The 23,141-nt window shown below is 63.8% G+C and carries 24 protein-coding genes, 1 tRNA gene and 1 pseudogene; 14 read left to right on the top strand and 12 right to left on the bottom strand.

Annotation, left to right across the window (positions count from 1 at the left end; translation table 11 throughout):
* Window positions 1–191 precede the first annotated feature (191 nt).
* Window positions 192–1,025, top strand: coding sequence for a dihydropteroate synthase (gene folP / locus GDA49_04680; protein MBC6439702.1), 834 nt, complete (start codon window positions 192–194; stop codon window positions 1,023–1,025).
* The gene (locus GDA49_04685; GenBank protein MBC6439703.1) at window positions 1,025–2,371 is read left to right on the top strand and encodes a phosphoglucosamine mutase; all 1,347 of its coding nucleotides are present in this window, start codon (window positions 1,025–1,027) and stop codon (window positions 2,369–2,371) included. The genes folP and GDA49_04685 overlap by 1 nt, the downstream gene beginning before the upstream one ends.
* Here GDA49_04685 and GDA49_04690 read toward each other — a convergent pair.
* Window positions 2,289–2,765, bottom strand: a complete 477-nt coding sequence (locus GDA49_04690) for a hypothetical protein (GenBank protein ID MBC6439704.1) — start codon at window positions 2,763–2,765, stop codon at window positions 2,289–2,291. The genes GDA49_04685 and GDA49_04690 overlap by 83 nt on opposite strands.
* Window positions 2,766–3,000: 235 nt before the next feature.
* Between GDA49_04690 and GDA49_04695 the strand changes: the two genes are divergently transcribed.
* Window positions 3,001–3,876: a methylated-DNA--[protein]-cysteine S-methyltransferase gene (locus GDA49_04695; protein MBC6439705.1), complete on the top strand. Its 876-nt coding sequence runs from the start codon at window positions 3,001–3,003 to the stop codon at window positions 3,874–3,876.
* Between the two features lie 22 nt (window positions 3,877–3,898).
* A complete protein-coding gene (locus GDA49_04700; protein MBC6439706.1) occupies window positions 3,899–4,702 on the top strand; it encodes a PhzF family phenazine biosynthesis protein in 804 nt (267 codons plus the stop codon).
* Window positions 4,703–4,872: 170 nt separating this feature from the next.
* Here the strand turns inward: GDA49_04700 and GDA49_04705 are convergent, their stop codons facing one another.
* Window positions 4,873–5,937 (bottom strand): alcohol dehydrogenase family protein, encoded by a 1,065-nt coding sequence (locus tag GDA49_04705; protein ID MBC6439707.1) that lies wholly within the window; start codon window positions 5,935–5,937, stop codon window positions 4,873–4,875.
* Window positions 5,938–6,055: 118 nt separating this feature from the next.
* Here GDA49_04705 and GDA49_04710 point away from each other — a divergent pair, with 118 nt between their 5' ends.
* From GDA49_04710 to GDA49_04720, 3 genes are read left to right on the top strand one after another with little or no spacing between them, the layout of a single operon-like run.
* The gene (locus GDA49_04710; protein ID MBC6439708.1) at window positions 6,056–7,348 is read left to right on the top strand and encodes an adenylosuccinate synthase; all 1,293 of its coding nucleotides are present in this window, start codon (window positions 6,056–6,058) and stop codon (window positions 7,346–7,348) included.
* Window positions 7,349–7,355: 7 nt separating this feature from the next.
* Window positions 7,356–7,649 (top strand): hypothetical protein, encoded by a 294-nt coding sequence (locus GDA49_04715; GenBank protein MBC6439709.1) that lies wholly within the window; start codon window positions 7,356–7,358, stop codon window positions 7,647–7,649.
* 7 nt (window positions 7,650–7,656) lie between these two features.
* Window positions 7,657–8,829, top strand: a complete 1,173-nt coding sequence (locus GDA49_04720) for an aminopeptidase P family protein (GenBank protein ID MBC6439710.1) — start codon at window positions 7,657–7,659, stop codon at window positions 8,827–8,829.
* A 3-nt stretch (window positions 8,830–8,832) separates the two neighbouring features.
* On the opposite strand, the gene rpoH is transcribed toward GDA49_04720, so the two are convergent.
* Both rpoH and GDA49_04730 read right to left on the bottom strand, forming a co-directional pair.
* On the bottom strand, window positions 8,833–9,717 hold the full coding sequence (rpoH, locus tag GDA49_04725; protein ID MBC6439711.1) for an RNA polymerase sigma factor RpoH: 885 nt from the start codon (window positions 9,715–9,717) through the stop codon (window positions 8,833–8,835).
* A 92-nt stretch (window positions 9,718–9,809) separates the two neighbouring features.
* Window positions 9,810–10,844, bottom strand: coding sequence for an RluA family pseudouridine synthase (locus GDA49_04730; GenBank protein MBC6439712.1), 1,035 nt, complete (start codon window positions 10,842–10,844; stop codon window positions 9,810–9,812).
* On the opposite strand from GDA49_04730, the gene GDA49_04735 reads away from it, so the two are divergent.
* The 6 genes from GDA49_04735 to GDA49_04760 all read left to right on the top strand — a co-directional run bounded on the left by GDA49_04735 (window position 10,843) and on the right by GDA49_04760 (window position 13,845).
* Window positions 10,843–11,169 carry a hypothetical protein gene (locus GDA49_04735; protein ID MBC6439713.1) on the top strand — a complete coding sequence of 109 codons (327 nt, stop codon included), beginning with the start codon at window positions 10,843–10,845 and terminating at the stop codon, window positions 11,167–11,169. The genes GDA49_04730 and GDA49_04735 overlap by 2 nt on opposite strands.
* A gap of 405 nt (window positions 11,170–11,574) precedes the next feature.
* A tRNA-Glu gene (locus GDA49_04740) sits at window positions 11,575–11,650 on the top strand.
* Between the two features lie 100 nt (window positions 11,651–11,750).
* Window positions 11,751–12,296 carry a hypothetical protein gene (locus GDA49_04745; GenBank protein MBC6439714.1) on the top strand — a complete coding sequence of 182 codons (546 nt, stop codon included), beginning with the start codon at window positions 11,751–11,753 and terminating at the stop codon, window positions 12,294–12,296.
* Between the two features lie 160 nt (window positions 12,297–12,456).
* The gene (locus tag GDA49_04750) at window positions 12,457–12,711 is read left to right on the top strand and encodes a hypothetical protein (GenBank protein ID MBC6439715.1); all 255 of its coding nucleotides are present in this window, start codon (window positions 12,457–12,459) and stop codon (window positions 12,709–12,711) included.
* The gene (locus GDA49_04755; protein ID MBC6439716.1) at window positions 12,695–13,300 is read left to right on the top strand and encodes an acyl-CoA dehydrogenase; all 606 of its coding nucleotides are present in this window, start codon (window positions 12,695–12,697) and stop codon (window positions 13,298–13,300) included. Before GDA49_04750 ends, GDA49_04755 begins: the two co-directional genes overlap by 17 nt.
* Window positions 13,301–13,308: 8 nt before the next feature.
* The gene (locus tag GDA49_04760; GenBank protein ID MBC6439717.1) at window positions 13,309–13,845 is read left to right on the top strand and encodes a SprT-like domain-containing protein; all 537 of its coding nucleotides are present in this window, start codon (window positions 13,309–13,311) and stop codon (window positions 13,843–13,845) included.
* Here GDA49_04760 and GDA49_04765 read toward each other — a convergent pair.
* Genes GDA49_04765 through GDA49_04775 form a run of 3 tightly spaced genes read right to left on the bottom strand, consistent with a single transcriptional unit; the run spans window position 13,842 to window position 17,067 of the window.
* Window positions 13,842–14,756, bottom strand: coding sequence for a transglutaminase family protein (locus tag GDA49_04765; GenBank protein MBC6439718.1), 915 nt, complete (start codon window positions 14,754–14,756; stop codon window positions 13,842–13,844). The two genes, GDA49_04760 and GDA49_04765, sit on opposite strands and share 4 nt — an antisense overlap.
* A gap of 57 nt (window positions 14,757–14,813) precedes the next feature.
* Window positions 14,814–15,755: an alpha-E domain-containing protein gene (locus GDA49_04770; GenBank protein ID MBC6439719.1), complete on the bottom strand. Its 942-nt coding sequence runs from the start codon at window positions 15,753–15,755 to the stop codon at window positions 14,814–14,816.
* Window positions 15,748–17,067, bottom strand: a complete 1,320-nt coding sequence (locus GDA49_04775; protein ID MBC6439720.1) for a circularly permuted type 2 ATP-grasp protein — start codon at window positions 17,065–17,067, stop codon at window positions 15,748–15,750. Before GDA49_04775 ends, GDA49_04770 begins: the two co-directional genes overlap by 8 nt.
* Window positions 17,068–17,264: 197 nt before the next feature.
* Here GDA49_04775 and GDA49_04780 point away from each other — a divergent pair, with 197 nt between their 5' ends.
* The gene (locus tag GDA49_04780) at window positions 17,265–18,368 is read left to right on the top strand and encodes an NAD(P)/FAD-dependent oxidoreductase (GenBank protein ID MBC6439721.1); all 1,104 of its coding nucleotides are present in this window, start codon (window positions 17,265–17,267) and stop codon (window positions 18,366–18,368) included.
* Between the two features lie 295 nt (window positions 18,369–18,663).
* On the opposite strand, the gene GDA49_04785 is transcribed toward GDA49_04780, so the two are convergent.
* From GDA49_04785 to GDA49_04805, 5 genes and pseudogenes are all read right to left on the bottom strand, one after another.
* Entirely contained in the window at window positions 18,664–19,950 is a 1,287-nt protein-coding gene (locus GDA49_04785) for a DUF560 domain-containing protein (protein MBC6439722.1), read from the bottom strand.
* 432 nt (window positions 19,951–20,382) lie between these two features.
* Window positions 20,383–21,036, bottom strand: a complete 654-nt coding sequence (locus GDA49_04790) for a hypothetical protein (GenBank protein MBC6439723.1) — start codon at window positions 21,034–21,036, stop codon at window positions 20,383–20,385.
* 176 nt (window positions 21,037–21,212) lie between these two features.
* On the bottom strand, window positions 21,213–21,857 hold the full coding sequence (locus tag GDA49_04795; GenBank protein MBC6439724.1) for a DUF938 domain-containing protein: 645 nt from the start codon (window positions 21,855–21,857) through the stop codon (window positions 21,213–21,215).
* 8 nt (window positions 21,858–21,865) lie between these two features.
* Complete coding sequence (locus GDA49_04800; protein ID MBC6439725.1) at window positions 21,866–22,375, bottom strand: peptidoglycan-binding protein; 510 nt, start codon at window positions 22,373–22,375, stop codon at window positions 21,866–21,868.
* A gap of 1 nt (window position 22,376) precedes the next feature.
* A pseudogene (locus tag GDA49_04805) lies at window positions 22,377–23,132 on the bottom strand (amidohydrolase family protein).
* Window positions 23,133–23,141: the final 9 nt, after the last annotated feature.

Below are 23,141 nucleotides of genomic sequence, written 5' to 3' on the forward strand. Positions count from 1 at the left end.
GAGTCTACGTCAAGCCGCTCGCCCGCCCCTGGGCGACAGGCGCGACGTCGTTGGAGCGGGTGGAAGTTTTCCTTCGCAAGGCAGACGTCGTGGAAAGCGCAGTTGCGACGCATCGCGACGCGGCTGCCTGGAGTGCGTCTCTCGATCGGCTGCAGGCCCGTCGCGTGCAAGATCAGCTTGCCGCTGCGACGATGCCGAACCCGGATGTCGCCGGCCTCGGTGGCGCAGAGACCCACGTCATGGGCATCATCAACGTGACGCCTGACAGCTTTTCGGACGGTGGCCAGACCTGCGACGCCGGTGCGGCCGAACGGCAGGGGCGGGACATGCTGGCTGCAGGCGCCACGGTTCTCGATATCGGCGGCGAATCGACCCGGCCCGGTTCTGATCCCGTCGATGAAGACGAAGAGTTGCAGCGGGCCATCCCCGTGATCGAGCGTCTGGCCGATTGTGGAGCGACGCTGTCAATTGATACCCGCAAGGCGTCGGTGATGGCGGCGGCGCTGGACGCCGGGGCGTTTGTCGTCAACGACGTCAGCGCGCTCACCCATGACCCGGATGCCATGGCGCTCGTCGCCGAACGGAACGTGCCGGCGATCCTGATGCATGCGTTGTCCGATTCGAAGACGATGCAAAATGATCCAACCTACGATCACGTCAGCCTCGACATCTTCGACTACCTCGAAGCTCGGATCACGGCCTGTCTCAAGGCCGGTATCCCGCGACATCGCATCATCGTCGATCCCGGCCTCGGCTTCGGCAAAACGCTACACCACAATCTCATCCTGCTGCGCGACCTGGCGTTGTTTCGCTGCCTCGGCTGTCCCATCCTCCTCGGTGCGTCGCGCAAGCGGTTCATCGGCACCCTGGCCAACGAATCCGAGGCGTGCCGGCGTGTCAGCGGCAGCGTCGCTGTGACGCTGGCCGGCGTGCACAGCGGGGCACATGTCTTGCGTGTGCATGACGTGGCCGAGACCGTGCAGGCGCTCAGGGTCTGGCAGGCGATTGAGGCGGGAGATGGGTGATGAGCCGGCGTTACTTCGGGACCGACGGCATCCGCGGCAAGGCCAATGTCGCGCCGATGACGGCCGATGTCGCCCTGCGTGTCGGCATGGCGGCGGGGCTGCATTTCCGCGGCGGTAACCATGACCATCGGGCTGTTATCGGCAAGGATACGCGTCTGTCCTGTTACATGTTCGAGAATGCGCTGGCCGCCGGATTCGTCTCCGTGGGCATGGAGGTGCTGCTGCTCGGCCCCATCCCGACGCCGGGTGTGGCCACACTGACGCGATCCATGCGGGCCGATCTCGGCGTGATGATTTCTGCCTCCCATAACCCCTTCGAGGACAACGGCATCAAGCTCTTCGGCCCCGACGGCTACAAGTTGTCGGACGAGGAGGAACACGCCATCGAGGACCTGATGGATGCCGACCTCGTCGAGGAGCGTGTCACCGACAGCCGTCTTGGTCGGGTGCGGCGGCTACAGGGGGCTTTGGGCCGCTACTCCGAGTTCTGCAAGAGCGCCTATCCCCGCAACCGTCGTCTCGACGGGCTCAGGATCGTGGTCGACGCGGCCAACGGGGCCGGTTACCGCGTTGCACCCGAGGCGCTCTGGGAACTCGGTGCCGAGGTCATTCCGATCGGGGTCGATCCCAACGGAACGAACATCAACAAGGCCTGCGGTTCGACCGCGCCCGAAGCGATGCAGCGGGCGGTCTGCGCCCATGGTGCCCACCTCGGCATCGCCCTCGACGGCGATGCGGACCGTGTGATCGTGGCCGACGAGACCGGTCACATTGTCGATGGCGACCAGATCATGGCGCTGGTCGGCGTCTGGCTGAACGAGCATGGTAACCTGCGCGGTGGCGGCATTGTCGGCACTGTGATGTCCAATCTCGGCTTCCAGCGCCTGCTGGAGTCGAAGGGCCTCGTGCTCGAGCGGACCAGGGTGGGCGACCGTTACGTGGTCGAGCGGATGCGCGAGAAGGGCTTCAACATGGGCGGCGAGCAATCCGGCCATGTGATCTTCTCCGACCACTCCACCACCGGCGATGGTCTGATTGGCGCACTTCAGGTGCTTGCCGTGCTGGTCGAGCGCGAACGGCCCATGAGCGAGCTGGGCCGCCAGTTCGAACGGGTGCCGCAGTTGCTCAGGAACGTGCACTTCGAGGGCGGTCAGCCGCTGGAGGAGGACTCGGTGAAGTCGGCGCTGAGCGCCGCCGAGGTACGCCTGGGCAATGACGGCCGGCTGGTGGTGCGGAAGTCGGGCACCGAGCCGCTGATCCGCATCATGGCCGAACACGGCGATTCCGAACTGCTCGACACGGTCGTTTCGGAACTGGAAGAGACAATCCGGAAAGCGGTCGCCTGACCGTCCTGCGATCCTGTATGACGATGCTGAGCGCCGATGGCGTATTGCGTGCGAGGCGGGCCACGATGTCGAGCCCGGCCACCAGGTCGTCACGGGTCATGGGGCCAGTCAGGGACAGACGGACGGCGAAGGGAACCGTGTCGCGCCCGATGGCGAAGGCCTCGGCGGGCGTGACGATGACACCCTGACGTTCGGCCTCGCGCGCAAAGTCCGTTGGGCGCCAGGGTTCGGGCAGAGTCAGCCAGGTGTGAAAGCTGGCGGGGTGAGCTTTGAGCTCGAACCCCTCAAGCCGATCGGCGGCGATCGCCTGCCACGCCGTCGCTTCCTCGCGAACGATCCGCTCAAAGGTCTCGACCTGGCCGGATTCCATCCAGCGCCGGGCGAGTTCGGGCATCACCCGCGCCGACGCTTTGCGCGAGGCCGCGAAGCCCTTCTGGAAGGCGTAAGCCTGACTGTGCCGCCGGGGAACCCCTCCCGGTGGCCTGAGAACGACCGTTTGGTATTCTCCGGACGTGCCTTTCTCACCGCCGTGGCGTATGGTCAACGCAATGGGAGCAAGAACCGGGTCGTTTCGAATGCCCTTGGGGCCCAGGTTGAGGGTCGAAGCAACGACGTGTTCGGAGACAGCGATGACCGGGACCCAGGCCAGCGACTACGCCAAGATCGAGCAGGCGATCTGTTACCTCGACGAGAACTTCCGGGACCAGCCCGATCTCAAGGATCTCGCCGAGCGGGTCGGGCTCAGCCCCTGGTATTTTCAGCGCATGTTCCGCCGCTGGGCCGGGATCAGCCCGAAGCGGTTCCTGCAGTTCCTGACCGTGGACTATGCCCGCGGCCTGCTCGAAAGCTCGACCCCCGTGCTTGATACGGCCTTCGATGCCGGGCTCTCCGGCTCTTCGCGGCTGCACGACCTCTTTGTCGTCTCCGAAGCCGTGACGCCTGGCGATGTGCGCCGGGGCGGCGAAGGCCTCGTCATTCGCCACGGCGTACATGATTCGCCCTTCGGTCGGGTTGGTCTTGGCATGACCGAGCGCGGCATCTGCTTCCTCGGTTTCGCGCCGGAGGACGCCGCGGACGACCCCTGGCTGGCCGATCTTCTTTCGGCTCGCTGGCCCCGGGCGACGCTTGATCGCGATCGCGATGCGACCGCCGACATGATCCGGCGCGTCTTCGACCAGACCGAGGAAAAGACCGACATCTCGCTTCATTTGCGCGGCACCAATTTCCAGCTTCGCGTCTGGGAGGCGCTGATGCGCATGCCGCCGGCAACCGTCATCTCCTATCAGGACCTCGCCCGCCGCAGCGGTGACGAGCGTGCCGTGCGTGCCACCGCCTCGGCGGTCGCCAGGAATCCCATCGCCTTCCTCATCCCGTGCCATCGCGTGATTCGCAAGACGGGTCCGTTCCACAACTACGCCTGGGGGCCGGTTCGCAAGCAGGCCATGCTGGGCTGGGAACAGGCCCGCTTCGGCGCGGGCAGGGACGAGTCACAGGCCGCTTCCTGAATCCTCAACCGGAGTCTCTGCCATGCGCTTTCCTTTCTATCAGGTCGATGCATTCTCGAGTTCCGTCTTCCGCGGCAATCCAGCCGGCGTGATGCCGCTTGAGGAGTGGATGAGGGATGATGTGCTGCAGGCGATCGCGGCCGAGAACAATCTTGCGGAAACCGCTTTCTTCCGCCCCGGCGAGGACGACGCCTTCGAACTGCGATGGTTCACGCCGACGGTGGAGGTACCGCTGTGCGGCCACGCCACACTTGCATCGGGTTTCGTTCTGATGACCGAGATTGATCCCGAGATGGACAAGGTCGCCTTCGACACGCGCAGCGGCCGGCTCTTCGTTCGGCAGCGGGGGGACATCTTCGCACTCGACTTTCCGGTGCATGATCTCACGCCGGTCGATGCCCCGTGCGAGATCGCCGATGCCATGGGCAAGGTGCCAACCGAAGCGTTCGATGGACCGAACCACCTCTTTGTCTATGAGTCCGAGTCCGATGTCGCGACGCTCTCGCCCGACTTCGGTCGCCTCGGCCAGCTTCTCGCCGGTCACCACCGCGGGGTGATCGCGACAGCGCCGCGCGAATCGGGCGAGGGCGATGCGGCCTCCCGCTACTTTGCACCGGCCCGCGGCATACCGGAGGATTCGGTGACTGGCTCGGCCCATTGCATGATCGTGCCCTACTGGGCTCAGCGCCTGGGGCAGGACAAGGTGCACGCCTTCCAGATTTCGAAGCGCGGCGGAGAGCTCTTCTGCGCCATGCGGGGCGACCGCGTCGAAATTGCCGGTCGTGCCGTGAAGTACCTCGAAGGAATCGCCCATATTCCCGGCTGACATGGTGGCTGACATGGTATCAGGGCCTTCCCGCCGCGGCGGGAAGGCCGCCATGACCACAGAAGTTACCCGCCGATGACACTGACGTAATCGACCAGGCGACCCGCCTTCCCCTCGACCTGTCAGCCGACGTCTTCGCGGCCGCAGGATATCGTCACGGCTAATCTGCTCTAGGGCACCAGCACAAGCTTGCCCGTGTGTTTCTTGGCGATGAAATCCTCTTGGGCGGTGTGGATATCGCTCAGGGGATAGGTTGCCGAAATGACCGGGCTGATTTCATTGCGTTCGATGTAGCCGATCAGGTTCTGGAACACGACGGGCTCCTGATAGGTCGCGCCGAAGAAACTGAGATCCTTGAGGTAGAGGGTCCGGAGGTCGAGCTCCACGATCGGGCCTGCGATGGCCCCGGCGACTGAATAGCGGGCGCCGCGACGCATGATGTCGAGCAGGCTGGGCCAATCTGGCCCTCCGACCAGATCGACGACGTAGTCGATGGAGTCGCGGCCGAGCTCCGCGACGAGATCGGCGTTGCGGTCGAGTACACGGTCGGCACCGAGCGCACGGACCTGATCGGCCTTCGCTGCCGACGACAGCGCGATCACCTCCGCACCGCGCCGCTTGGCGAGCTGGATGGCGGCCGAACCGACGCCGCCCGATGCTCCGGTGACCAGAACCCTGTCTGCGCCGAGGTCGCCCCTGTGCAGCATGTTCTCGGCGGTCGAGTAGGCACAGGGGATCGAGGCGAGCTCCACGTCGCTCCAAGTGCTGTCGATGGAGACGGTCTCGTCCGCAGGTGCGGCGGCATACTGCGCAAAGGCACCGTCCATTTCGGAGCCGAAGGTCCAGCTCATGAAGGGCTTGTCGGTATCCCGGGCGGTCATGACGCTGCGGACCAGAACCCGCTCGCCGATTCGATCGGCCGATACGTCGGCACCCACGGCGACGATCGTGCCGCAGCAATCGGCACCCTGGATGCGCGGAAACTGGAGCGGGATTCCCGACCAGCTCGCATCGTCCGCCGAAATCGCATCCAGCCCTTCGGCCGCTCCGGTCCCGGTGCCCCCGGAGTTGGCCTTCGAGTACCAGCCAATCCGGGTGTTGATATCGGTGTTGTTGATGCCGGCTGCGGCAACGCGGATCAGCACCTCGTCGGCGGCCAGGGACGGCACTGCAACGTCCTCACGGTAGTGGAGCATGTCGATACCGCCGTGTCCGGTGAGGACAACGGCAGTCATGGTGGTGGGTAGATTGGTCATCGGGGCCTCAATCGAGTGGCGGAACATCGCCAGCCCCTACCGCACAGCGCCATGGCATGTATAGTCCCGCGTCTGCCGATTTTCGGGGATGACCAACATGGCCAATGTTGCGGTCGTCGGCTCCCAGTGGGGAGACGAGGGCAAGGGAAAGATCGTCGACTGGCTGTCGGAGCGCGCCGATGTCGTGGTGCGCTTCCAGGGAGGGCACAACGCCGGCCACACGCTGCAGATCGACAATCAGACCTTCAAGCTGTCGCTGCTTCCTTCGGGTGTCGTGCGCCCGGAGAAGCTGTCGATCATCGGCAATGGCGTCGTCATCGACCCGTGGGCGTTTTTTGCCGAGATCGAACGGGTGAGGGAGCAGGGGCTGGAGATCGGCCCCGACAATCTCCTGATCGCTGAGAACGCGACGCTGATCCTGCCGCTTCATGGTGAGCTCGACCGGGCGCGCGAAGAGGCACGCGGCAGGCACGCCATCGGCACGACCGGACGCGGCATCGGTCCGGCCTACGAGGACAAGGCCGCTCGCCGCGCGGTGCGTGTCTGCGATCTCGGCGATTCCGACACGCTGACCCACAAGGTCGAGATGCTGCTTCAGCATCACCATGCGCTGCGCAAGGGCATGGGCATGGAGTCGGTCGACGGCGACGCCCTGATTGCTCAGCTCGAAGAGATCGCGCCGCGTGTGCTTTCCTTCGCGCAGCCCGTCTGGCGTCGCCTTGAAGATCTGCGGCGACGGGGACGCCGCATTCTGTTCGAAGGGGCACAGGCCCACTTTCTCGATATCGACCACGGCACCTATCCCTTCGTGACATCGTCGAACACGGTGGGTGCCGTCGCCGCCGTTGGCGCGGGCATTGGCCCCGGAGCTGTGCACTACGTCCTGGGGATCACCAAGGCCTATACGACGCGCGTGGGTGCGGGACCGTTCCCGACCGAGCAGGACAACGAGATCGGCCAGACCCTGGGCGAGCGGGGTCATGAGTTCGGCACGGTCACCGGGCGCCCGCGCCGTTGCGGCTGGTTCGACGCGGTCATGACACGTCAGGCGATCAAGGTCGGCGGCATCGATGGGATCGCGCTCACCAAGCTCGATGTGCTCGATGGCATCGAATCCCTCAAGGTTTGCGTCGGCTATCGCTACCAGGGTGTGACGCTCGATCATCTTCCCGCCGCGCCGCATATCCAGGCCGGTGTCGAACCGATCTACGAAACCCTCGAAGGCTGGTCGGACAGCACCCAGGGTGCGCGCTCGTGGGCCCAGCTGCCTGCGACCTGCATCAAGTACGTTCGCCGTATCGAGGAGTTGATCGAGGCACCGGTCGCGCTGCTCTCCACAAGCCCGCAGCGTGAGGATACGATCATGGTAACCGATCCCTTCGCCGACTGAACCCGTGATGCGCCTCAAGACCCTCCTCGCTCTGATGGCCGCCGTTCTTCTGGTTTCGCTGACCGGTGCGCCCGCCGTGGCGCAGTTCGCCGATGATTCGCAGGGACTGTTCGAGACGCCGGGACACAGCCCGAAGGACGATGAGGATCTCGTACTCTTCGAGTTCTCGACCGACGATACCGATGATCAGGCCAACGAAAACGCCGGAGCGCAATCGGTCGAGGAGATCTGCTGCAGCCTGCCGTCCGAAGAGCGGGCCCGACAGGGGATCTGCATCGACGTCGAACTGAGCTGCGAGTGATGCCGTCATGACCGACATGGCACCGCCGCACGGATTTCCCGACCGGGAGTTCGAAAGCAGAGTGGCGTGCGCCCAGCGGCTGATGCGCGCGGCCCAGTTCGATGCGCTTCTGCTCACGACACCGCACAACATCCGCTACATCACGGGCTTCGAGACGCAGTTCTGGGAGAGCCCGACACGCCCCTGGTTCGTCGTGGTGCCGGCGGCGGGCAAACCCATCGCCGTGATCCCGGAAATCGGCGCGCCGCAGATGGCGCAGACCTGGATCGACGACGTTCAGTCCTGGCCCGCGCCGCAGCCCGATGACGACGGCACCAGCCTGCTGGCGGCAACCCTGGCCCGGCTGCCCCGTCGGTTCGGTCGGATCGGGGCCGAACTGGGTCGCGAGATGGTGCTGCGCATGCCGGTGATGCAGTTCCTCGACCTGCGCGACCGGCTCCCGGGGCTGGACCTGGATGATGCGTCGCCGTGCATCTGGGAGATCAGGCGGGTCAAGACGCCGGCCGAGATTGAGCGGATTCGCTTCATCTGCCGCACGGCCAGCGAAGCCTACGAGGGCCTGTCAAGCCTGGTGTCCGCTGGCGAACACCTGCGCGAGGTTTGCCGCAAGCTCTCTATGGATATCCTGCGCCGCGGTGCCGATGCCGTGCCGTTCCTGCCGGCGATCGCGGGCCACGACGGTGTCGGGCAGATTGTCTGCGGTCCACAGGACAAGCACCTGGATCCCGGCGATATCCTGTTCATCGATACCGGCTCGACCTACGACGGCTATTTCTGCGATTTCGACCGCAACTGGGCGGTGGGTGACATCAGCGATGCGGCCCAACGCGCCAATGCTGCCGTCTGGGATGCGACCGAAGCGGGCATCGCCGCTGCACGCCCCGGTGTGACGGTAGAAGACGTCTGGCGGGCGCAGTCGAAGGTGCTCGAGGAGGCGGGTTCGCTGGGCAACAACGTCGGCCGCATGGGCCATGGCCTCGGCATGCAGCTGACCGAACCGCCATCGAACATGCCGGGCGACAACACCATGCTGGAGCCGGGCGTGGTGCTGACCATCGAGCCCGGCATGGAGTTCGCGCCGGGCCGCATGATCGTTCACGAGGAGAACGTCGTCATCACCGGGGACGGCTGTGAGCTTCTCACCAAACGTGCGCCAAGGGAGATGTGGCGGATCGACTAGCTCCTAGCTGGCGGCGCTTCGCCGCTCGGCCGCGGCGTTGCGGACCGACTTCTGCAGCTTCTCGAAGGCGCGCACCTCAATCTGGCGCACACGCTCGCGGCTGATCCCGTACTCTTGGGAAAGATCCTCCAGGGTCTTCGGGCTTTCCGACAGTCGACGTTCGACCAGGATGTGGCGCTCGCGGTCGTTGAGCGCCTCCATTGCTTCGGACAGCATCGCCCGGCGCGACTCGAGCTCTTGGCGATCGCTGAGAATCTCTTCCTGGTTGTCGCTCTCGTCAACCAGCCAGTCCTGCCATTCGCCGTCGCCATCCTGCTGGAGAGGGGCGTTGAGCGAATGGTCCGGGCTCGACAGGCGGCGGTTCATCGAGATAACGTCCTGCTCGGGAACATCGAGTCGGGCGGCGATCTCAGTCACGGTTTCAGGCGGCATATCACCATCGTTAATCGCTTTAAGTTGTCCCTTCAACTTCCGAAGATTGAAGAATAATTTCTTCTGGGCGGCTGTCGTTCCCATCTTCACCATCGACCACGAGTGCAGGATGTACTCCTGGATCGCGGCACGGATCCACCACATTGCATAGGTCGCCAGGCGGAAGCCCTTGTCGGGATCGAAACGCTTGACCGCTTGCATCAGACCGACATTGCCCTCGCTGATCAACTCGGCAAGCGGCAGGCCGTAGCCGCGGTAGCCCATGGCGATCTTGGCGACCAGCCGGAGATGACTCGTGACCAACTCATGCGCGGCGTCGACATCGCCATCCTCGCGCCAGCGCTTGGCGAGACGAAACTCTTGCTCGGCCTCGAGCATGGGAAATTTCCTGATCTCGCGAAGATATCCGCTCAGGCTGCTTTCGGGGGTCAGGGCTGGAAGGCTGACTTGGGCCATGGTTATCCAGTCAAGGTTACAGAAACGGGTAGAGATCGCTGCAGTTTATACGCATGCGGCCAGAATAACCTAGTGTGAAGGTCGGGAATTTTCTAATCCTTCAGATCGGTGTCATCCAGGGACGCAACAAGGCCCGCGAGATCAGTCGGCAACGGGCTTTCCAAGTCTATCAGCTCGTTTGTGGCAGGATGATGGAAGCCCAGCCGTGCGGCGTGAAGCGCCTGGCGGCGCAGCGCCCGCACCGCGCTGCCCGTCGGATCTGACAGGCGTTCGAGACGTGCTCCGTTTCGTGCGCCATAGAGCGGATCACAGAGGACAGAATGGCCGATGTGACTCATGTGGACACGGATCTGATGGGTCCGCCCGGTGGCAAGGCGGCAGGTGACCAGCGAGACCGTGACGTCCCAGTTTCGTTCGACGGCGTAGCGGGTCAGGGCGCTCTTTCCGCCCGAGCGGACCACCGCCATCTTCTTGCGGTTCTGTGGGCTGCGGCCGATCGCGCCCGCGACCTCGCCTTTGGCTGGATCGGGCACGCCCCAGACCAGCGCCGAATAGCTGCGCAAGACCTGACGCGTGGCGATGGCATTCGACAGGCGAATGTGGGCGTCGTCGGTCTTGGCGACGACCATCAGGCCGCTGGTGTCCTTGTCGAGGCGGTGGACGATGCCGGGGCGTTTTTCGCCGCCGATGCCGGAGAGACTGTCGCCGCAGTGCGCGATCAGCGCGTTGACCAGCGTACCGTCCGGATTTCCGGCGGCAGGATGGACCACCAGGCCGGCCGGCTTGTCGACCACCAGAAGGTGGTCGTCCTCATAGGCGACGTCGAGCTGCATCGCCTGGCCTTCGGGCCTGGCGGGGCGGGCCGGCGGGATCTTCAGGGTCAGGCGTTCGGCTGATTTGACCCTGTATCTGCCCTCGGTTACTGTCCGCTCCCCTGCGATGAGGTGCCCCTCGGCGATCAGCGCCTGGATGCGTGCGCGCGACAGTTCTCGGTGGGCATCGGCCAGCACCCGATCGAGTCGGTTGCCCGCCTCGGCGTCGGTCACAATGTGGTTCAGGAAACGTCGTTCGATCACGCGCCGCTTGTGCGGCAAATCGTCAAACACTTCCAGCAAGAAAACGCTCATGGAACGACCGCCTGCAACGATCAAGGCGATTGTCATCGGTCTCGCTCTCGCGATCGTCGGCCTCACGGTGATCCTGGTCTACGGCATCATCAGCAAGGCGGGCGAAGGCGTCGCATCGGGCGGCAGCGGCACCGGGTCCGCCGGGGACTATGCCGATGTCGCCGTGGCGCTGCCCGCCGGCGCCCGTGTCACCGCCATATCGGTCGAGAATGACGCGCTTTCGCTGCTGGTTGAGCTTGAGAACGGGGCCCGGGCGGTCATGACGGTCGATCGGCGCACCGGCGAGGTGCTCGGCACCCTCGAGCTCCTCTCCCGCAGCGAATAGGGCCTCAGGGCATGGCGATGGCATCCCCGAGATCGGACATCAGGAGATCTCTGGCCGCTTTCAGGTAGGCGGCACGTGCCATTGGTGCAGTTCCTGGTGTCGTAATCGGTGGCCGCGCGAAACGATCGGCGACACCGCAGATCCGGTCGTTGAGCCCCCCATTCCTGAATCACGATCACGCCCGGCCGGTCGCTTCCGGCCCCGGCAAGAAAGCCCTTGGTGCTGCCGCCGTCGGGACGCACGAAATCGATCGTCTGGCCCATCCGGTTTTCCCCTGAATGGATGCTGCTTGTTATGAAGGCGATCCTGCCACGCGGGCCGGCGGCGCGGTACGTGACGGCATGTTGACGGTGCACCGCCGATCCCCTAAGACGCACGCTCGGCGCACAACACGCCTGCCACTGTGTCCCCATCGTCTAGTGGCCTAGGACATCGGCCTCTCACGCCGAAAACCGGGGTTCGAGTCCCCGTGGGGACGCCATCTTTAGCCCGAGACCCTCCTGGCCGCCTGTTCGAGCCGGGGCAACATCCTTCTGACCATCGGGGCGGCGGACCATGCCAGTGAGAATCCGGAGCAGGCGTTGGCGCTCGATCTCGACAATATCTCGGTGCTTCATGGCCGGGGCAGCCTTCGTTTCGAACAGGCCGGGGATGCCGGCGCTCTTGAGGATTTCGACCGCGCGCTGGCGCACCAGCCGGAGGTACTGCAGATCTATCCGGAGCGCAGCAACGTCTGCTCCGCGATGAACCGCCACGCTGAGGCGCTCGCCGCCGATCCCGGCTGCACACTGGTGCTGCTCAACAAGGCCTGGACCCGGGCGCTGACGGGCGATCCGCAGGGTGGTCTGGCCGATGCGGAGACCGCCTTTGCCTTGGTGCCTGACCGTCCCACTGCACAGGCAACACGGGCACAAATCCTGTCTGTTCCCGGCCGGTCCGACGAAGCCCTTCAGGGTTTCGGGTGCGCCATGCAACTCTCCGACGCACCGTTGGTCGAAGCCTGCCGGCGCAGACTCGCGGTCCGTGGCTGCGAACCCGGCCCTGCCGACGGCACCGACGGCGAACGCACGAGGGACGCGCTGATCGCGTGTATCGCCGAAGCCTGCAACCTGCTGCAGGACCCTTGAGCCCGTGGCGATCGAGCCCAGCGTGCGTCGTCCATTCCTTTTCAATGAGCGCGTGTTCAGGACCGGGGCCTGGCTTGCGACCCTGGCCATCGTTGCGGGGTCCCTCTGGCCTCTTCCCGAGCTGCCGGTAGCGCCAGGTTCCGACAAGGTGAGGCATCTTTTGGCATACGGCTTGATGTCGTTCCTCTGGCTGGTCTCCGGCGCGCCGGTCTGGTGCCGGATCGTTGTTGTGGCGGTCGGATGCCTGATGCTGGGCGGGCTGATCGAGGGGCTCCAGCCCCTAGTCAACCGCCATGCCGAATGGCTGGATATGGCAGCCAACGCGGCCGGCGTCACGATCGGTGTCGGTCTCGGGTTGCTCTGTCTCCTCGTGCTGAACCGGTTGCAAGGGAGGAGCCATGACCGAGCTCGATGACGCCGCCATGGAACGGCTGAATGCCTTTTGCATCTCTGTGGGCGAGGCTGCGGCCGGTGCGGTCGGCATCCGCTTCCGCGACGTTGCGGTGGACGAGGGCACCCTGATCCATCCGCCGGGCGAAGCGTTCAAGGGCGCGATGCACGGCATCACTATTGCACGCGCCGGCGTCGCCGCGATGTCGTGCGGCATGATGGAAGCGTCCCTGCGCCACGCGCTCGACGGCGTGAAGGGGCGCACGGCCTTCGGCCAGACCATCGGCGACTTCCAGGGCGTGCAGTGGATGCTGGCCGACGCAGCGACCGATCTCGAGGCCGCCCGCTTGCTGACCAGGCATGCCTGCGAGCTGTTCGATGCCTGCGACGCCGCCATGGTGGCCTGCGCACACGCCAGGAAGTTTGCCACGCGGGCCGCCTGCAAGGCGATCAGCGACGGCATGCAAGTCATGGGTGCGCGGGGCTTCCGGATCGACGATGGCCATCCGGTGGCGCGTCATCTGGCCGGTGCCCGGATGGCGCAGTGGCTCAATGGCGCAACCGAGATACAGAACGTCGTGATTGCGCGCCATCTCATGAAGAACGGGAGCTGACGCCGGCGATGCGAAGATCGGGTCGACATCTCGGGGCGGTTGCCGATGTCGCGGCTGAATGGGGCGTCGCCGAGCGTTTGTATCGTGCGGAATCCCTGGGTGCCGCCTATCATGAATGCCTCGCCAGCATGGTCGAGGCCGACGCTCGCGCCGCCGTGCAGGCGGGCAAGGCGTGGCCGCACGAGCAGCGCATGGTGCTGCACAGGGAACTGCTCAAACCGGGTCGGGAAGAGGACCGCAACGCCACTTTTCTGCACGAATGCGCCCACATCCTGGCCGACCGCCACTACGGCAAGCCCTGCAAGCACGGCCCGCTCTGGCGCGCCACCATGGTGATGCTGGGCGAACTGCCCGTGACCCACCACGAGATCCCTTACCTCTCGCGCAGGGCGCATGCGTCCTGCATCTGGACCTGCATGAACTGCGGCGAGGAGTACCCCTTCGTCCGTAAACCCCGCCGTCGCATCGAGAACTGCTACTGCCGCCATTGCGGCCCGGAGAAGGGCATGCTGGTGCGGACCGTGCCGGGAAACGTGTTGGGCTAGCTGCGGTTCGCGTTGGCCGCGGCCGGTTGGCCGGCGATGCTCCGAACCGAGACCTCAACCGTCATACCGAGACAGTCCTCGGGGTCGCCGTCGAAGGTGCCGCGCAGCGGAATGGCCTGTTCGGGCGTGCGGCCGATGCCGACGCAGAACAGGTTGTGGCCGCCGACGATGCCGTTGGTCGGGTCGAACTCGACCCAGCCGGCACCGGGCAGATAGATCTGGGCCCAGGCGTGGGTCGTTCCCGCACCACGCACCTCGATTCCGCTGATGCCGTCGCGTGCGGGATCGTAGAGGTAGCCGGTGACGAAGCGGGCGGCGAGGCCGAGGCTGCGGGCGGCTTCCATGAAGAAGACGGCGTAGTCGCGGCAGCTCCCGCTGCCCAGCTCCAGCGTGTCGGTCGGTTTCCGGACGCCGTGTTCGTCGCGTGCCTGGTAGCGGAAGTCGGTACGGATCGCCTCGTTCATCTCGCTCAGGACGGCAAGCGTGCGGCTGTTGCCGTGCGGATTCAGGAACTGGCGGGCCCAGCCTTCGATGGCGCCTTCGGGATCGCGGTACTGGCGCTCGATACTGCGGGCGAGATCGGGCTGTTCGCTCGTCGGGTAGATGAAGGGCAGGTTCCTGGCTGTGTCCTCGATCGGAAAGGCCTTGTTCTCCATGCCGCAGTATTCGATCTCAAGCCGGCTCTCGAACGCCAGGCGGTCGGAGGATCCGGTGAGATTGGCGATGGTGATCGAGTTGCCGAAGACGTCGTGATACCAGCGCAGCGTGGCAAACGGGCTGACATCGAGCGCCACGTTGATGATGCGCAGATTGTGGCTGTCGCGCGGCCGGAACAGCCAGTGGTGCGGCCCGAAGGTGACGGGCCGACGGTAGGAATAGACCGTTCTGTGATGGATTTGCAGGCGCTGCATGACACCTCAAACGCGGCGGCCCTGGCAAGGCGGTGAAGCGGTCGTGACTCTACGGCATCATCGGAAGAATGCAGCCGTGATTTCGTCGGAGAGATCGTTCAGATGAATCTGGATGCGATCGATGCGATCGGTCAGGCCATGTTTGAGCGAACCGCCTTTCAGACCCGCATGAATTTCGCCCATCAGGGGATCAATGCCCTTTCGAACGGTACTGGCCTGCTTCAGGCCGGCATGGCGTCGCAGACCGTAGAGCAGGTTATCCACATCGTGGACACAACGCGCCACCGAACGCGGGAAGGCGGGATCCATCAGCAGGAACGCGACCACCTGCTGGCCGTTCATGCCGCGCGGGTGGACGCGCCTGAAGGCGTGGTAGGCCGCGACCGAGCGCAGAATCGTGTTCCACTGCGAGATGTCGATCCCCGCAGCCTCCTCGCCTTCGCGCATCAGGATGTAGGACTTCATGTCGATCAGCCGGGTGGTCTGGCCGGCACGTTCGATCGCCTTGCCGAGCTGGATGAAGTACCAGACCTGGTCGCGATGCAGTGTGCCTTCGAGGATGCCGGTGAAGAACTGACTGCCTTCCTTGATCCGCCCGCACACCCTGGTCAGCTTGTCGAGGCGAATGTCGCGCCGGTTCAGGCCGATCAGCCAGCGATGCAGCATGTTGAGATGGCGCCACATTTCGGTACCGATCAGATGGCGCATCGAACGTGCGTTCTCGCGCGCCTGCTCAAGGCAGGTGCGGACCGAATTCACCCCGTTGCGGTCGAGCAGGTAGTAGTGGACCACCTCGTTGGCCGTCGCCTGCTGGTGTTGTTCGAGGAAGATGTCCTCTTCGCCGTGCAGCTGGAGGATCGGTCGCCACAGCGCATCCTCGGTGCTGTCGCGCGAGAAGGTCTCGTTGACGTCGAGGATGCGCGCCAGATTCTCGGTCCGCTCCATGTAGCGGCCGATCCAGAAGGCGTTCTCCGCGAAACGGGCGAGCAGGCTATCCAAGGACCCAGGTATCCTTCGATCCGCCGCCCTGCGACGAGTTGACGATCAGCGAGCCCTTGGGCAGCGCGACGCGCGAGAGACCGCCCGGCAGGACCCAGCTGTCGCGGCCGGTCACCACGAAGGGCCGCAGGTCGACATGGCGGGCCTCGACCGCGCCGTCGATCAGCGTTGGCGAGACCGAGAGATTGATCATCGGCTGGCTGATATAGTTCTCCGGGTCGGCCTTCACCGCCTTCCGACAGGCCGCGATCTGGCGTTTCGAGGCGTGCGGCCCGACCGTGATGCCGTAGCCGCCGGATTCGCCGACCGGCTTCACAACCAGGTTGTCGATATTGGCGAGCGTATAGTCCAGGCCGTCTTTCTCGCGGCAGATGTTGGTCTCGACATTGGGCAGGATCGGATCTTCACCCAGGTAGTAGCGGATGATGCGTGGCATGTATGCATAAGTCGCCTTGTCGTCGGCGACACCGGTGCCGATCGCGTTCGCCAGCGTCACGTTGCCCTTCTTGCAGGCCGCGACGATGCCGGGCACGCCCAGCATGCTCGCCGGATTGAACGCCAGAGGATCGAGGAAGTCGTCATCCAGCCGACGGTAGACCGCGTGGACGTGCGTCGGCCCGCCCACGGTGCGCATGTAGACCCTGTCGTTCTCGACGAAGAGGTCGCGGCCCTCGACCAGGGGCACGCCCATCTCGCGGGCGAGGAAGACGTGCTCGAAATAGGCGGCGTTGAAGACACCCGGCGAAAGCAGCACCACCTGGGGGTCGCCCTTCGCTGGCGCAGCGACATCGCACAGCGCTGCATGCAGCCGGACGCCGTAGTCCGAGACGTCCTTGATCGCAAGACCCTCGGACAGGTCCGGGAAAGCCCGCATCATCAGATGGCGGTTCTCGACCACATAGGAGACGCCCGACGGCGTGCGCCCATTGTCCTCAAGGACCTGGAACGCGCCTTTCTCATCGCGAATCAGATCAATGCCGCAGATGTGGACATAGGTTCCGTGCGGCAGATCGAAGCCTTCCATGGCGGGCTGATAGTTGTCGTTGCCCTTGATCAGGTCGGCGGGTACAACGCCGTCCTTCAGGATATGCCCCTTGTGGTAGATGTCGTTGAGGAAGAGGTTGATCGCGGTGACGCGCTGGCGCGATCCCGTCTCGATCTGTTTCCAGTCCTCGGGCGAAAGGACGCGCGGGATGACGTCGAACGGCAGGATGCGGTCGACCGCGTCCCGGTCCGAATAGACGGTGAAGGTGATACCCAGGTTGTAGAGTTCGCGTTCGGCGTCTCGCGCACGTCGTTCGAGGTCGTCCATCCTGATCGAACCCAACCGGTTCTGAACGATCTCTGCATGACGCGCCGGCTGGCCCCGACGCCCGAACAGCTCACACCAGAACGGTCCCTGGTCGTATCCCTTCAGAATGCCCTTGCGTTTCGCCACTGATCCGAGCTTAACACAATGCCATCAATGAGGACCAGGGATTTGCGGGCGAGTTGCGATGGATAGTTGCGATGGATGTTGTTGAATCGGTGGTCGTCGGGGCAGGGGTGATCGGTCTCGCCGTCTCACGGGCCCTGGCTCTGTCCGGGCGCGAGGTGATCGTGCTTGAGGCGGCCGGGGACTTCGGCACCGGGACATCGTCGCGCAACAGCGAGGTGATCCATGCCGGTCTCTACTATCCAGCCGGCAGCCTCAAGGCGCGCCTCTGTGTTGCGGGCAAGTGGCGGCTCTACGACTATTGCCGCAGCCACGGTGTCGGCTACCGCAACAGCGGCAAGCTGATCGTTGCGACCGACGAAGCCGAGCCTGGAACGCTTTGTGGCCTGAAGGCCAGGGCGGCCGGGAACGGTGTTGACGACCTCGTGTTCCTCGATGCGGCGGAGGTCGCGGCCCGCGAGCCGGCTCTGCGCGCGGCAGGAGCCTTGTGGTCGCCCTCGACCGGAATCATCGACAGTCACGGCCTGATGTTGGCCTATCTGGGCGATGCGGAGGCGGCGGGCACCATGCTGGCGTTGCATGCGCCGGTCGAGTCGGCAGAGGTGCGCAACGATGGAATCGTGCTGCATGTTGGCGGACCGGAGCCGATGACACTTCTGGCGCGCGAGGTGGTGAACGCTGCGGGGCTCGGCGCAACCGGCCTGGGCCGTGCCATCAGGGGACTCGATGCGGCGCAGGTGCCCGAGCGCTTCATGGCCAAGGGCAGCTACTACACCCTGCCGGGCCGCTCACCGTTCTCGACCCTGATCTATCCCGTGCCGACGAAGGCCGGCCTCGGCGTGCATGTGACGCTGGACCTCGCCGGACAGTGCCGCTTCGGCCCCGATGTCGAATGGGTCGACGAGATCGACTACGAGGTCGACCCGGCCCGTGCCGACGTTTTTTATGATGCGGTGCGCCGCTACTGGCCCGATCTGCCGGACGGTGCCCTCCAACCTGGCTATGCGGGTATCCGGCCCAAGCTGCAGCGTCCTGGCGGTGCGGCGACCGACTTCATGATCCAGGGGCCCGCCGACCATGGCGTGCCGGGACTCGTGAACCTGTTCGGCATCGAATCGCCGGGCCTGACGGCGTCCCTCGCCATCGCCGATGTCGTGACCGAGAGGCTCGCCGCCTGAGTGCCTAGGGCATCGGGCGGTCCGATGTCGCCATCCGCCGAGGTGTCGAGGTTCCGAAGATCAAGCAGACCCGCAACATCGTCTCCGGCGGCATGGGGGCGTACAGCATGAGGGGCCGTTCGCCTCCCGGACCCAATTCGGGTCGCGTGAGGTTCCATCGGAGCCAGAAGACGAAACCGGGTCACAACCGCATCCATCTCGTGCGTTCAGCTCGGCGAGGAATGTCTCTCGCCGCGCTACCGTCTTCTTGACCGCCTCTCGAAAACCGGAACAAGGTTTCAGACGATGCCGCCGTCTAGAATTTTTTATTAAAGTTCAAATTACACTCCAAAACATCATATTCATAGAATTCTATATTTGAATTATTATATGTGTAGCCACAAAAAACATGAGGCACAAAACCCTCAACATTCCAGTCATTGTTTTCCCCTGAAACAATGATACCATAGAACCTGTCCTCGCGCGGCTCTCCTGCCAGGGGGAAGTCTTCATCATAGCTCTTCAGTCCTGCGTTCAAACGAAGTCCAGTGGTTAGTCCGCCTGACCATGCCTTATCCAATCCCGTGGCAACTTCCAATCCACGATAAATGGAATGAGCTGTCTTTGGGTCGTGCTGAGACACCGTCACACCTGCATGATACGACAGGCTCGGGCTATGCTGATGTATGAGTCTGGAACTCAAGCTCGAGAACGGCCCCGAATTATGTCGTTGATAAAAATATCGTATACTCTCATGTCGTAATTGGAAAACCAGGACATCCTTTGAGGTAAGTGCGTGCTGAAGGCCTAAGTTTACCCCAAGCGCGCCGTTATCTGCATCGTCGCCCTGCCATCCATATCTTGTATAGGCTCCAATGCTGACTCTGGTTCTGTCACTCACCAGCCTTGAGTGTGTGAGACTGAGATTTGCATTCGCTCTCCTGAACTCGGAAACCCTGTAATAACGTCCAGACAGACCCCACGACAATGTGTTTCGATTTTCAGTTTCGGAAGAAAATCGATAGTATCCGGAAAGACCGGCCTGCAATCCCACGCCAGATTTGGATTGGGAATCGGGATCGATAACAAATCTTCCTATCAAGCTGTTGTAGGCAAAGTTTTCTGTGCCCCGATTCACGTTTGATGACGGCAAAATAGAAAAACTTCCTGTTATGCCAAGCGGATTTTTTTCTCTAATATAGTAGATATATTCTTCATAAACCTGATCCAGTTCCCGAGAGTTGTCGAGCTCGATCAGTTCCAGAAATGCTCGTTCGGCGAGCGAGTATTTTTCCTCAAGAAGCAAGGTAACTGCAAGCTCTCGTCTTGCATTCATATGGTTTGGGTTGGCCACCAAAGCATCGTTGAAGAGTAAGATGGCTTCAGAGTAATCGCCATTGCTTTGCGCCACCAGACCTTCAAAAAACAAAATATCTTCTTCTTTCGGGTCTGATTTTTGCAGCTCATCATATGCTTCCTGAATTTTCCCGGATCGAATGAGTTCGGCTATAAGAAATTCATTTGGCGCAGCGATTGCCTTGCTTGCAAGTGTTAACCCAAAGATGACAATCAATACAAAAAATGACCGCAAAATTTTAATCATACAAATCTCCATCGCGATATGTCTCATAACTCAGGTCAGGATGCGCAGGTCAGGATGCGGGATTGAACTTTCACGGTCTCTTTGACAGTACTGGATAATCTTCTTGCGCACAGGTCTGTCAGCATAGCAAGAAATTGCCGACGGGTGGCGCTCCTGCGTTCTGCCTGTTCCTCTAGCATGGCAGCATCGTTGGCGTCAACCTTTGGAGCGCTGTTCTGGACGATTCCCTGTGATTCTCCACGAGGGTCGGTGGGTTGAACACGCTGGATTCCCATGGCAGGCGCTTTCTGTCGTTGGACAGGGCACCGCGGCAGGGCCTCGTCGAAACGATCCGCCTTGGTGAACCAGTCCTCCCGCATCGCGGCCCAATCGGGATCGGAGGGGCGTCCGAACCGGAAGGTTCAGCACCGTGTCGATGTCGCCGTGCATGGCTCAAGGATAGTCGCAGCGCTCGGCGGTGACAAGCGCGAAATTGCGCGGGCCCTCGGTGACGGCAAAGCGATACTCATCCGATCCCACCAGGACAGCGTGGTTGATCGGCAGATAACCTTCCACCACCTCGGCATCGCCACCGATCGCGATGAAGCTGATGGCGACCGGCTTGGCAGAGTCGTACCAGGCGACGGGATTGTTGTTCGCGTCACGCGCGGCTTCGCCCTCGCCGAGCACGGACACACGGGTGTCGGCGAACGAGGCGGAGGTGTCGGTCCCGCCGTGGAGATGGGTCTTCACAATGATGCGTTTGGTGGTGAGCTGGGGATCGCAGCGCCGTTCGTTGGCCACGAGTTCGACCACCTCGGCCACCCGGCCGTGCTCGACGCCTTCGCTGAGGCGGCGTGTCAGGAGCTGCCACAGGACCGCGTTTTCGCCCTGGGGAACGTCCGTTTCATAGCGCGAACGCCATTCGGCCGCCTCGCCCGTCATGGCGTCGAGATCGGCCTTGGCAGCGGTTTCCGCGTCGCGGGCCGCATCGATGCCGCTTTCCAGTTCTGCAACACGGTTTTCGAGGATAAGGACACGGTTTTCGCTGTTGCGGCGACCGGTATCGAAGCAGAACCAGGCGATCGCCGCGAGCGCGGCAACCATGACGAAGGACCGCAGGATACGGCGGTTTCGCCGCTGCCTCGTCTCGCGTCGTGCGTCTCGAAATCTCCAGCCGCCCTGCCTCAACGACAGCCCTCCCCAAATCTGCATCGCTCCCGGGCGACGAGTATACGGGCGCGAGTATAAATGCGGCGGTGCCCATGGCAACGCCGCGCCGGTCACATGATCAGATGGCGTCGTAGCACCAGAATGTGGTTGTTCGCGGGCATCTCGATCGCGCGTTCGAACGCCAGCCCGTGGTCGTGGCCGGTCGACGCGATGTCGTTGAGATCGCGCACACCCCAAAGCGCGTTCTGCCGGCGCAGCATGCGGTCGAAGTTCTGGTTGCTCGGTGCGCTGTGCAGGCCGTTGAACGTGAACGGGCCATAGAGCAGCAGGTGTCCGCCGGTTTCGAGCAGCTCGGCTGCACCCGCCATGAGCCCGCCGATCGTCTCCGGTTCGGAGCAATGCAACATGTTGATCGCGACCGTCAGCCCATAGGGTCCCCCGGCCTTCGACCACCAGCCGTCGGCTGTCACGTCGAGGTCGAGGGGCTCCGGAACGTTGGCAAGGCCGCTGCTCCACGCGGCTTCGCTGATGCGCATCCGCGGGTCGGGGTCACTGGGCTGCCAGACGACCTTCGGATTGGCCTCCGCGAAGAGCGCGGCATGCTGTCCCGGACCGCTGGCGATCTCGAGGACTGAAAGGCCGGGACGGAGAAACGCCTCGATATGTTCAAGGATCGTCTGTCCGTTGCGCTCCGCGGCAGGGGCGTGAAGCCGGTCGTCGGCGGAGATGCTTCTGGCGGGTGCCTCGTCAGGCATGACGGAACTCAGCGGCCCAGCGCCGTGTTGATGCTGGAGAGCAGCGGTTTCGAGATTTCGCCCGTCGCGCTCAGGCCGGTGGCCGTCTGGTACTCGCGAACGGCCGTGCGGGTGAGGGGGCCGAGCGCACCGTCCACGGACCCCGGATCGTAGCCGAGATCTGTCAGGCCCTGCTGCACGGCGCGGGTGTAACTCCTGAGTAGCCCTTCGCGGGCGAGCAGCCGTTCGGGCGAGGCTGTGCCGCCTGCGGCCGCCGCATTGATCTGGTCGAGCAGCGTTTCGCTCGCCTCACCGGTCGCCGCATAGCCGAACTCGGTCTGGAACGCCTTGATCGCCCGTTCGGTGTTGGAGCCGGCAACGCCATCAGGTGTGCCCGGATCGAATCCCATGGCCACGAGACCGTCCTGGATCGCCATGATCGTCGCTTCGGTGGCCGCGAGTGCAGGGCCGGCAGTGAGCGCCAGACAGACGGCGAAGAACGGTGCGAGAAGGGGACGGGACGTCGGCCTGGGTTTCATGTCAGGGTTCCGTCGATCTGGCGGTCTTGCCTGTGGCAGCGGTTTCGTACCGGCCCGGGAGTCCCGCGCGGCAGAAACGGCCTCGTCCGGCTTCGGCGAGGACGGTGCCATCGTCCCACACCAGCTCCCCACGCGCGAGCGTCTTGACCGGCCAACCGGTCACATTGTGGCCTCCGTACGGTGTGACGTCGACATTGTGATGCAGGTTGTCGTTTTTCTGATGGTTTCGGTCCGCGCGAGGGCCCGGAGGCAAAGGTCGGCGTCGGCGCAGACCGCAATCGTGCCCTTGCGAGGCAGAAGACCGTGTCATGCGCGTCGGGTTGGTCGCCGTCAGGGCAACGAACTCGTTGACCGTCATCCGGCCTTTGGTGACGCCATCTGGGAACATAGGGGGCAGGAAGGCCTCGATACCGGGAATGCCGTTCGCGATCCTGGTGAACGGCGCATCATCGCCATGAACCTTCTTGCTGTCGGCGCTCGCCAGATAGGCGTTGACCGTCTCGTGCAGTGGCTCGCCTGCCACCTGTCCCACCATCTGTGTTGCGAACGACAGGGGGGTGGTCGTGCCGCCGCAGACGGTGCCACCGCAGGACGGCTGGGCATCGTGGCAATGGGCGTCGGCCCCGCCGGGAATGACCGGGAGTCCTCCGGCGTCCAGGGTTCCGGTAGCGTCCCCGGCAGGGTCCGCCAGCGCGACGATCATGGCGTCACGAATGCCGATGCCGCAGCGCACGGTGTCGGCGGCGGTCATCACCATTCCACCACG

It is taken from the genome of Rhodospirillales bacterium (assembly GCA_014323865.1).
Lineage (GTDB): Bacteria > Pseudomonadota > Alphaproteobacteria > SP197 > SP197 > SP197.

Bases quoted from the DNA above. Each gene is read 5' to 3' on its own strand.
- GDA49_04710 (MBC6439708.1), top strand. From the start codon at position 6,056: ATGGCCAATGTTGCGGTCGTCGGCTCCCAGTGGGGAGACGAGGGCAAG.
- GDA49_04700 (MBC6439706.1), top strand. From the start codon at position 3,899: ATGCGCTTTCCTTTCTATCAGGTCGATGCATTCTCGAGTTCCGTCTTC.
- GDA49_04720 (MBC6439710.1), top strand. From the start codon at position 7,657: ATGACCGACATGGCACCGCCGCACGGATTTCCCGACCGGGAGTTCGAA.
- GDA49_04695 (MBC6439705.1), top strand. From the start codon at position 3,001: ATGACCGGGACCCAGGCCAGCGACTACGCCAAGATCGAGCAGGCGATC.
- GDA49_04785 (MBC6439722.1), bottom strand. From the start codon at position 19,950: ATGATTAAAATTTTGCGGTCATTTTTTGTATTGATTGTCATCTTTGGG.
- GDA49_04705 (MBC6439707.1), bottom strand. From the start codon at position 5,937: ATGACTGCCGTTGTCCTCACCGGACACGGCGGTATCGACATGCTCCAC.
- GDA49_04775 (MBC6439720.1), bottom strand. From the start codon at position 17,067: ATGGACGACCTCGAACGACGTGCGCGAGACGCCGAACGCGAACTCTAC.
- GDA49_04715 (MBC6439709.1), top strand. From the start codon at position 7,356: ATGCGCCTCAAGACCCTCCTCGCTCTGATGGCCGCCGTTCTTCTGGTT.
- GDA49_04690 (MBC6439704.1), bottom strand. From the start codon at position 2,765: ATGCCCGAACTCGCCCGGCGCTGGATGGAATCCGGCCAGGTCGAGACC.
- GDA49_04780 (MBC6439721.1), top strand. From the start codon at position 17,265: ATGGATGTTGTTGAATCGGTGGTCGTCGGGGCAGGGGTGATCGGTCTC.
- GDA49_04795 (MBC6439724.1), bottom strand. From the start codon at position 21,857: ATGCCTGACGAGGCACCCGCCAGAAGCATCTCCGCCGACGACCGGCTT.
- GDA49_04730 (MBC6439712.1), bottom strand. From the start codon at position 10,844: ATGAGCGTTTTCTTGCTGGAAGTGTTTGACGATTTGCCGCACAAGCGG.
- rpoH (MBC6439711.1), bottom strand. From the start codon at position 9,717: ATGGCCCAAGTCAGCCTTCCAGCCCTGACCCCCGAAAGCAGCCTGAGC.
- GDA49_04755 (MBC6439716.1), top strand. From the start codon at position 12,695: ATGACCGAGCTCGATGACGCCGCCATGGAACGGCTGAATGCCTTTTGC.
- GDA49_04735 (MBC6439713.1), top strand. From the start codon at position 10,843: ATGGAACGACCGCCTGCAACGATCAAGGCGATTGTCATCGGTCTCGCT.
- GDA49_04760 (MBC6439717.1), top strand. From the start codon at position 13,309: ATGCGAAGATCGGGTCGACATCTCGGGGCGGTTGCCGATGTCGCGGCT.
- GDA49_04685 (MBC6439703.1), top strand. From the start codon at position 1,025: ATGAGCCGGCGTTACTTCGGGACCGACGGCATCCGCGGCAAGGCCAAT.
- GDA49_04790 (MBC6439723.1), bottom strand. From the start codon at position 21,036: ATGGTTGCCGCGCTCGCGGCGATCGCCTGGTTCTGCTTCGATACCGGT.
- GDA49_04765 (MBC6439718.1), bottom strand. From the start codon at position 14,756: ATGCAGCGCCTGCAAATCCATCACAGAACGGTCTATTCCTACCGTCGG.
- GDA49_04800 (MBC6439725.1), bottom strand. From the start codon at position 22,375: ATGAAACCCAGGCCGACGTCCCGTCCCCTTCTCGCACCGTTCTTCGCC.
- folP (MBC6439702.1), top strand. From the start codon at position 192: ATGCCGAACCCGGATGTCGCCGGCCTCGGTGGCGCAGAGACCCACGTC.